8 protein-coding genes are annotated in these 7,711 nt (G+C 60.9%); 7 read left to right on the top strand and 1 reads right to left on the bottom strand.

What is annotated here, in order from left to right:
* The 3 genes from PLU72_20145 to PLU72_20135 form a co-directional block, all read left to right on the top strand.
* A partial coding sequence (locus PLU72_20145; GenBank protein HOT30496.1) for an ABC transporter ATP-binding protein occupies positions 1-746 on the top strand: 746 nt, incomplete at its 5' end.
* A gap of 1 nt (position 747) precedes the next feature.
* A complete protein-coding gene (locus tag PLU72_20140) occupies positions 748-1,677 on the top strand; it encodes a hypothetical protein (GenBank protein HOT30495.1) in 930 nt (309 codons plus the stop codon).
* Positions 1,678-1,705: 28 nt separating this feature from the next.
* Complete coding sequence (locus PLU72_20135; protein ID HOT30494.1) at positions 1,706-3,610, top strand: AAA family ATPase; 1,905 nt, start codon at positions 1,706-1,708, stop codon at positions 3,608-3,610.
* 196 nt (positions 3,611-3,806) lie between these two features.
* Here PLU72_20135 and PLU72_20130 read toward each other — a convergent pair whose 3' ends face one another.
* A complete protein-coding gene (locus PLU72_20130; protein HOT30493.1) occupies positions 3,807-4,367 on the bottom strand; it encodes an ATP-binding protein in 561 nt (186 codons plus the stop codon).
* A 474-nt stretch (positions 4,368-4,841) separates the two neighbouring features.
* Here PLU72_20130 and PLU72_20125 point away from each other — a divergent pair, with 474 nt between their 5' ends.
* The 4 genes from PLU72_20125 to PLU72_20110 all read left to right on the top strand — a co-directional run.
* Entirely contained in the window at positions 4,842-5,093 is a 252-nt protein-coding gene (locus PLU72_20125) for a hypothetical protein (protein HOT30492.1), read from the top strand.
* 21 nt (positions 5,094-5,114) lie between these two features.
* Positions 5,115-6,134, top strand: a complete 1,020-nt coding sequence (locus PLU72_20120) for an aspartate-semialdehyde dehydrogenase (GenBank protein HOT30491.1) — start codon at positions 5,115-5,117, stop codon at positions 6,132-6,134.
* Positions 6,135-6,181: 47 nt separating this feature from the next.
* Positions 6,182-7,180, top strand: coding sequence for a hypothetical protein (locus tag PLU72_20115; GenBank protein HOT30490.1), 999 nt, complete (start codon positions 6,182-6,184; stop codon positions 7,178-7,180).
* Positions 7,177-7,711, top strand: a 535-nt coding sequence (locus PLU72_20110) for a hypothetical protein (protein HOT30489.1), incomplete at its 3' end; no start/stop codon positions are given. The genes PLU72_20115 and PLU72_20110, both read left to right, overlap by 4 nt.

Below are 7,711 nucleotides of genomic sequence, written 5' to 3'. Positions count from 1 at the left end.
ACTTCGAGATCGAGGATCTGCCCGACGTCGGCGAGTTCATCGCTCTCGTCGGCCCGTCCGGCTGTGGAAAATCGACCGTACTGAACCTGATCCAGGGCTTCCCCGACGTGTGGCCGCCCACGCATGGCGAAGTCCTGGTGCGCAACAAGCCGGTGACGGGCCCCGGGAAGGACCGCGGGATGATCTTTCAGAAATACAGTTCGTTCCCGAACCGGACCGTGCTCCAGAACGTTCTGTTCGGCCTCGAGCTCAACCGCGACTCGCTCGGGTATTCGCCCGCCGAGATGAAAGCCCGGGCCATGGACATGATCAACAAGGTCGGACTGATCGGCCACGAGAACAAGTATCCCTACCAGTTGTCCGGCGGCCAGCAGCAGCGCGTCGCGATCGCGCGCACGCTGGTTCTGCGACCTCGCATCATCCTCATGGACGAGCCGTTCTCGGCCCTCGACGAGCCGACCCGAATCGACATGCAGGCGCTGATCACCCACCTCTGGCATGAGGTCGAAGCGACGGTGTTCATCGTCACGCATTCGCTTGCGGAAGCCGTCTATCTCGGAGACCGCATCTTCATGTTCACGCCGGGCCCCGGCAGACTTGCCGAGAAAGTGTTCATCAAGCCTTCGGACATCGGCAAAGAGCCGGGGATGTCGCCGCTCGACGTCCAGGAAGGCGACAAGTTCAAGACCAAGCTTCACGAGATCACCGGAAAGTTCCTCGCATACGAGGAGGGGAGCCGGAAATAGCATGGCCAAGCCACCGATCGGTTTCTGGGAATATATAGCAGAGGCTTTTCATCTTCGGTATCCGGTGCCCGGCATGGGGGCCCTGCCGCTCAACAAGATGGGCGTGGTCGGCTCGCTCGCGCTCGGCCTGTTGAACCCGGGCTTCTGGTTTCTCGGGGCGGGCCTCGAGCTGGGCTATCTCTGGATGCTCTCGACCGATCCGCGGTTCCAGAAATACATCCAGTCGAGGCGCATGAACCTGATCGAGCAGGACAAGTCGGTCCGCATCAACGAGATGATCCGGTCGCTCGACAAGGCGTCGGTGGCCCGCCTCGAAGCCCTGAACCGAAATCTCGCGAAGATCAACGAACTGATGGACATCAACAGCGAAGGCGCGATGCAGTTCGTCCGCGAAACCCAGCAGAAGACGCTGAGCCAGCTTCCCGTCATGTTCGTCAAACTGCTCTTCACACAACGCCTGATATCCGAAAGCCTCGAGCACACCGACGCCGGAAAGCTGAAAAAGGAAATCCGCGACCTCGAGAAACAGCTTGCCGCCGGCGATATCGGGGAGGCTCTGATGAAGTCTCTCCGCGGCAATATCGAGATCAAGCAGAAGCGGCTCGAGAACATCGGGCGGGCCGAGGAAAACAACCAGCTCGTCGAGATGGAACTGAACCGCATCGAGAACCAGGTCCAGCTCATCCGCGAGGAGATCGCTCTCAACCGAAGCCCAGAGGCCATCTCCGCCGGTATCGACCGAATCAACTCCACCCTCGGCGAGACCGAGGCCTGGGTGAACACCCACTCCGATTTTCTGAACCGTATCGGCGGGAACGACCAGCTTCTGCCGGGCGAAGAGCCAGCATACATCCCCCCTTTGCAGGAACCGGCTCCGGCCGTTGAAGAGCCGCCATTGCCGCCGGTTCCCGGCGAGGAAGAACGCCGATAAGCCCTTTCCGAACAGGAGAGAACGAACCATGTCAGACCAGCCACAGTCCCCGCGCTCCCTTCCCCCCTCCGCTCAACCCGCGACCGGCATGGCGGCAGCAATGCCGGCACAGACGGCAAGCCAGATGGCAGGTTCCCCGAAATGGGCCCAGGAGATGGCGGAAATCTTCAAGAGCGGCTCGGTCAGCCAGTTCATCCTCTACGGCAACATCAACGACTGGGTTCCCTGGAAGCCGTCTCCGGACGCCGCACTGCAGGCGATGGGCCTGCGCGACTTCCTGAGCACCGTGATGTTCGCTCCGTTCGAAGCGGTCATCACCTACGACCGCGGCAAGGGCATCCGGTGTCTCCGGGGCGGGGACCTGTTCCAGTCGTTTCTCAAGGTGTTCGACGATTTTCACCGGACGGGCTTCACGGGGGTACCGGCGGCTCCGACAGGCGATCCAGGCAAGCTTCTCGAGCTGGGCAACCTGCTTCCGAAGGAGCCGAAGCGGGCCCTCGAGCTGATCGACAGATTCATCCGGAACGGCCTGTTTCGCACCCGCCCGGGAGCCGATGGAAAGCCCGTTTCGGACCCTGTCCGCATAGCGGTGATTCTCGATTACGCGCATTTTCTCCTGCCCCGCACGGACCCGGCCTACACGAATCCCGACACCGTCGAGACGCTGATCCGCATCCTCGACTGGGCTGCCGACCCGAACATCAACAGCGCCTTCATCGCGACCTGCATGGTCGCCGAGAACCTGACCGACATGAACCGTCAGGTCGTCGAGAATCCCCGTTCGGCGAAGCTCCGCATCGAGCTTCCGACGGCCGATGAGGTCCTGTCGTTCATCGAAACAATAACGTCTGATATATCGGATTTTTCCGCGATCTGCGACGTCGATCGTATCTCGCTCGCATCGAAGCTGGAAGGGCTTTCCCGTCTCGACATCCAGAATCTCATCCGGCGGGCGGTCAAGAACAACCGCCGCATCACGATGGAGTATCTGCGCGGCGTGAAGAAGGAGATGATCGAGAAATCCGCCGGCGGGCGCATCGAGTTCGTCGAGTCGACGAAGACCCTCGATGCCGTGGCCGGCCATACCGAGGCGGTTCGCTGGATGCGACAGGACGCCCAGCTGATGAAGCGGGGAAAGCTCAAGGCTCTTCCGATGGGGTATCTGATCAACGGCCGCATCGGAACGGGAAAAACATATCTTGTCGAATGTTTCGCGGGCGAGGCCGGCGTTCCGTGCGTCGAGTTGAAGAATTTCCGCGACAAGTGGGTCGGCGCGACGGAAGGCAACCTCGAGCAGGTGTTCAAAATACTGCACGCCATGGGTCAGGTCATCGTCTTCGTCGACGAGGCCGACCAGATGGCCGGGAAGCGCGGCGGCGGGGCCGACGACGGCGGTCTTTCGGGGCGCATCTACGGCATGCTCGCCCGAGAGATGGCCGACACGCGGAATCGCGGCCGGATTTTCTGGGTGTTCGCGACCTCCCGCCCCGACCTGCTCGAAGTCGATCTCAAGCGAGTCGGGCGGCTCGACGTCCATATCCCGCTCTTTTCACCGCAGACGGTCGAAGGCAAACGCGAGCTGTTCATGTCGCTCGCGAAGAAGAACAAGGTCGCCCTCGACCCCGACGACCTTCCGGAGTTTCCCGACAATCTCGATATCGGCGGCAACGAGATGGAAGGCATCATCATCAGCGCCTCGCGCCTCTTAGAGATCCAGAATGAAGGCCGCGAAAAACACCCGATCGGCTATTTCGTGAAGGAAGCGTTCAAGACGTATCGGCCGATGGCACATGCGGAGCGGCTCGAATACATGGATCTCATCGCCGTCGTCGAGTGCACCGACGTCAAGTTCCTGCCGGAGAAATTCGCCGCGATGGACCTCTCCACGATCAAGCGCCGCCTCGACGAACTGAAACACCGCATCGCCGAATAGCATCCCACAAATTGGGTACGTGGGTTTCTGAAAAGACAACGCACCACAGAGGCACCGAGACACAGAGAAAATTTCACCACGAAAACACGAAGGCACAAAGACAAGATGCAAGAGCATTTTTGTGCCTTTGTGGTGAATACCCAATCGGTTCTCTGTGTCTCTGTGCCTCTGTGCCTTTGTGGTAAAGCTGTTTTTTTCAGCAGGCCGACCGTTCTTCACGCTTTCGGGCACTGGGGGCGCGGCGAACCGTTTTTTTCACCGGATGGGCCTGCTTACGCGTGGCGGGCTTTTTTTTCGGAGCTGCCTTGCCCGGCTTCGAGACAGGCTTTTTCAAGTATTTCGTGATGCTGATCAGCGTTCCGAGGCCCGGTTCGGAAATGATTTCGGCGATGTCCGACAGCATGCGGATCAGCGCGATTCCGCGGCCGCGGGCGCAGTCGATTCCGGCCATGGGGACTCCCCTGCCGTCGTTCAAGGGCGCATCAAACCCACAGCCGCTGTCGTGAACGGTAATCACGATACGATCACCGTGAAGGTGGTAGACGATTTCGAGTTCGAGATCGGGACCGTGCCTGGACGCATGTTCGATGGCATTGGCGTAGGCCTCTTCCACGGCCAGGGTGATGTCGAAAATCTGGTCCTCGTCAAAGCCCATTTTGCGGGCGATCGTCTCTGTGTTGATCCTCACGACCCGATCGTATCGGGGATTTTTGTACCGAAGGCGCACCTGTTTCGGCGGACCCAGCGAAGTATTCATCATCTTCAGTGTATACGATCACGCACATTGCGGCAAGGGGTGCCGGGGTTGCCCCCATCATGGGTGGGAGGGATGTCTTCCCATGGAGAGAGTTTCATGGTACGTTTTCGGCGGCGTATGAAAATGTCGCATCGGATCGTTTGCCTGGGCCTAGCCTGTGCCCTGGTCTCGTGCCCGGCATGTGTCGGGCACGCCCAGTCTCTTCGGGACGAGGATCCTGGGAACGTGCCGTTACCAGGCTTTCAGAAATCCCAGTTCCCGGAATGGATGAACGAAGCTTCGCAGCAGGAAACGTCGGGGAAACCGCCTCGAAACGACGCGGAACCGAAGGTCGCAGACCCGGTCGAACCGATCGATCCCGATGCCGATTCGGGCACGTCCGCACAAAGGGGAAGTCAAACCCAGCCGCGCTTCCGGTTCACGCCGCCGAAAATGCCTGATTTCTCGCGTTTCAGAGAACAATCGACGAGAACGGTGACGGAACAACATGCGGGATCGGCGTCCCGGCAACCGGAACAGGCTTCGGCGGCGGGCCTGCTGCCTCTCCCGGCGGGACTTCTCGCCTCGCTCACGATGCCGGCGGTCGACGTTCCGGCCGGCCGGCCGCCGAAAGCGGATATCCCGAAACGCTTTCACCGACCGGCGGGATACCGGTCGTTCATGCAGGAATCGCTCACAGAAACCTCCGGTGAGGAAACGGAATCAGCCACCTCATCCGGGGAGTGACCTTTTCAAGGAGATCAACGTATGCAGGCCCCATCGTTCGGTATCGTAGGCGCCACCGGCGCCGTCGGCCACACCATCCTGAAGGTGCTGGAGGAGCGCAAGCTCGTCCCGCGCCGCCTGCGGCTGTTCGCATCGGAACGCAGCAAAGGCATCGAGCTTCCTTTCGCCGGCAGCCAGATCGAGGTCGAGGCGCTCGAGGGGGCAGACTTTTCCGGCCTCGACGCCGTCTTTTTTTCGGCCGGCACCGAGGTCAGCAGGACATGGTGCCCCCGGGCGGCCGCGGCCGGTGCGGTCGTGATCGACAACAGCAACGCGTTCCGCATGGACGCCGATGTTCCGCTGGTCGTGCCCGAGGTGAATCCGCACGCCCTGAATGATATACCTCGCGGTATTATAGCGAACCCCAACTGTTCCACCATCCAGATGGTCGTCGCGATCGCGCCGATTCATCGGGTCAACCCGATCAAGCGCATCGTCGTCTCGACCTACCAGTCGGTTTCCGGAACCGGCCTCGAAGCGATCGAGACCCTGAAGGCCCAGAGCCGCGCGTTACTGGCGGGCGAGCCGCTTCCCGAAGGGGTGTATCCGCACCCGATCGGGTTCAACCTGTTCCCTCACATCGACATCTTCCTCGATTCGGGCATGTGCCGCGAAGAGGAGAAGATGGTCCGCGAGACGCGGAAAATCCTGGAAACGCCCGTTCCGATCTGCGCCACGACGGTCCGCGTGCCCGTATTCTACGCCCACAGCGAGTCGGTCAACATCGAACTGACGAACCCCATGACCGCCGACGAGGCTCGCGCCATTCTCGGGAAGTCGGACGGCATCGTCGTCTTGGACGATCCGACCGGCAACGTCTACCCCACCCCGCTCCTGGCCCAGTATCGTGACGAGGTCTTCGTGGGTCGCATACGCCGCGACGAGAGCGTCGAGCACGGACTCAACATGTGGGTCGTGGCCGACAATCTGCGCCGCGGCGCGGCCACCAACGGCGTCCTCATTCTCGAGCACCTGATGAAAACAGGCCGTTTTTCGTCGTGATCCTGGTCTTGCGGCCTCGATACGCACTCGTGTGGAAAATCGGCTCGATGTTCCTGCTGATATTCGCCTTCCTTTCGGCAGCCGCCTCCATCGCACATACCGGACCGCAGTTCCGAAGACCGCAGGCCGGAGATCCCGTCGTAGAGACGATTCTCTACGGTCCATCGGAAGCGCGAGCCTGGATCCGCCACAACGGGGAGCGGTTTCACGCCCTGGCAAAAACGCGGCTCGACAACGAGTGGCGCGTCGAGGAGATCCGACGCGAAAGCGTTCTGCTCAAGCGGAATTCGATGAACACGTTCGTGGAAATGCCAGTTTCTCTTTCAAAAAGACCGCGGTTTCACAAGGGCTGGTCTCTCCTGGGGTCGCCGAGCGGTCTCTGGGAGGCACTTGAGCTCCTGACGGCCGGTTTCGGGCATCACGTCGTCATGCATCACCGTGCAGGCGCGACGATCGCCCCCTGTGTTCACGGCACCACCCTCGAGCAGATGCTCCTCAAGATCATGCCCCGGCATCACCGGTTCGCCTTCGCCGGCTCCGTGCTGCTGGTGCTTCCCGTGGAGTCGGACGGCGAGTCATGGACGGCAATTCTGGCCCGCCTGCAACAGCAACGCCCCGAGCAGCTCGCGGCAGGGTTCCCGGGGTTACAAAAACCCGGCACGCTGCTGTCACGCGGGAATGACATCCAGTTCGTTCTCCGGCAGATCTCGCTCGGCGGGGAAACGCCGATCCTGTTTCCGAACGATCTGCACTTCCCGGTTCATGCATCGTTCAGAAATGTCCCGTTCTGCCAGATCCTGACCAAAATCGCCTACCTGAATCAGTGTTCAATCATCATCCGCGCGGACCGGATCGAGATCGCACCGATCACCAGGGCTCTTCCCGGGACGAACCCGGGAACGGTCGGGCCGGCCGTGTTCCAGCCCGATCTCGGACCTTCCGCACCGGATTCGGCCTCCCCCTTTCCGGACGATCCTTCATGGAAGCCTCTCCCGCCGCCCCCCCTGCCTTTGGAGCTTCAAACAACAGCAGGAGACAGCGAATGAGAATCCGTTCATCGGCCGGAACCGTGATCCTAGGCTTCTGGATTGCCATTCTCGCCTGTTTTTTCACGGCCGATGCAGGTTTTGCAGCGCGGCCCCCCAAAACGGCACCGAAGGCGTCCCAGGCATCACCACCTTCGCCGGAGGTTCGCCGCGTACTCCAGATTGCCCAGGCGCAGAATCTGCTCCGGCAAGCAAAACGCGCAAAAATGGCTGGGAATGCGTCAAGTGCACAGCGGTTGTGGCTGCAGGCCCACTCCCTGGATCCAGCCCTGAAAAAACCGGAATGGCTGGATGAGCAGCCAAAGGTCATCAGGATTGCGGAGCAGGTCACCCCGCGACGGAATATGATGGCCCAGGTCGCCTCGATGAGTTACCAGGCTGCGAAGCCGCTCCTCGACGACTGGCTACGGCGCTTTCCCGATGACATGAAGGTTCGCGAATACTACCTGATGCGCTCGAGAGAGGCACAGGATAAGACACAGACTATGCGCCACCAGTCGATTCTTCACCCGGAGTCGATTCGAAGCTCGG

The sequence above is a fragment of the Candidatus Ozemobacteraceae bacterium genome, from assembly GCA_035373905.1.
Lineage (GTDB): Bacteria > Muiribacteriota > Ozemobacteria > Ozemobacterales > Ozemobacteraceae > MWAR01.
The sequence above is the reverse complement of the archived record's forward strand: the minus strand, read 5'-3'. Positions and strand labels throughout refer to the sequence as shown.

Coding starts and splice junctions, on each gene's coding strand:
- PLU72_20135 (HOT30494.1), top strand. CDS start 1,706: ATGTCAGACCAGCCACAGTCCCCGCGCTCCCTTCCCCCCTCCGCTCAA.
- PLU72_20130 (HOT30493.1), bottom strand. CDS start 4,367: ATGAATACTTCGCTGGGTCCGCCGAAACAGGTGCGCCTTCGGTACAAA.
- PLU72_20120 (HOT30491.1), top strand. CDS start 5,115: ATGCAGGCCCCATCGTTCGGTATCGTAGGCGCCACCGGCGCCGTCGGC.
- PLU72_20140 (HOT30495.1), top strand. CDS start 748: ATGGCCAAGCCACCGATCGGTTTCTGGGAATATATAGCAGAGGCTTTT.
- PLU72_20115 (HOT30490.1), top strand. CDS start 6,182: ATGTTCCTGCTGATATTCGCCTTCCTTTCGGCAGCCGCCTCCATCGCA.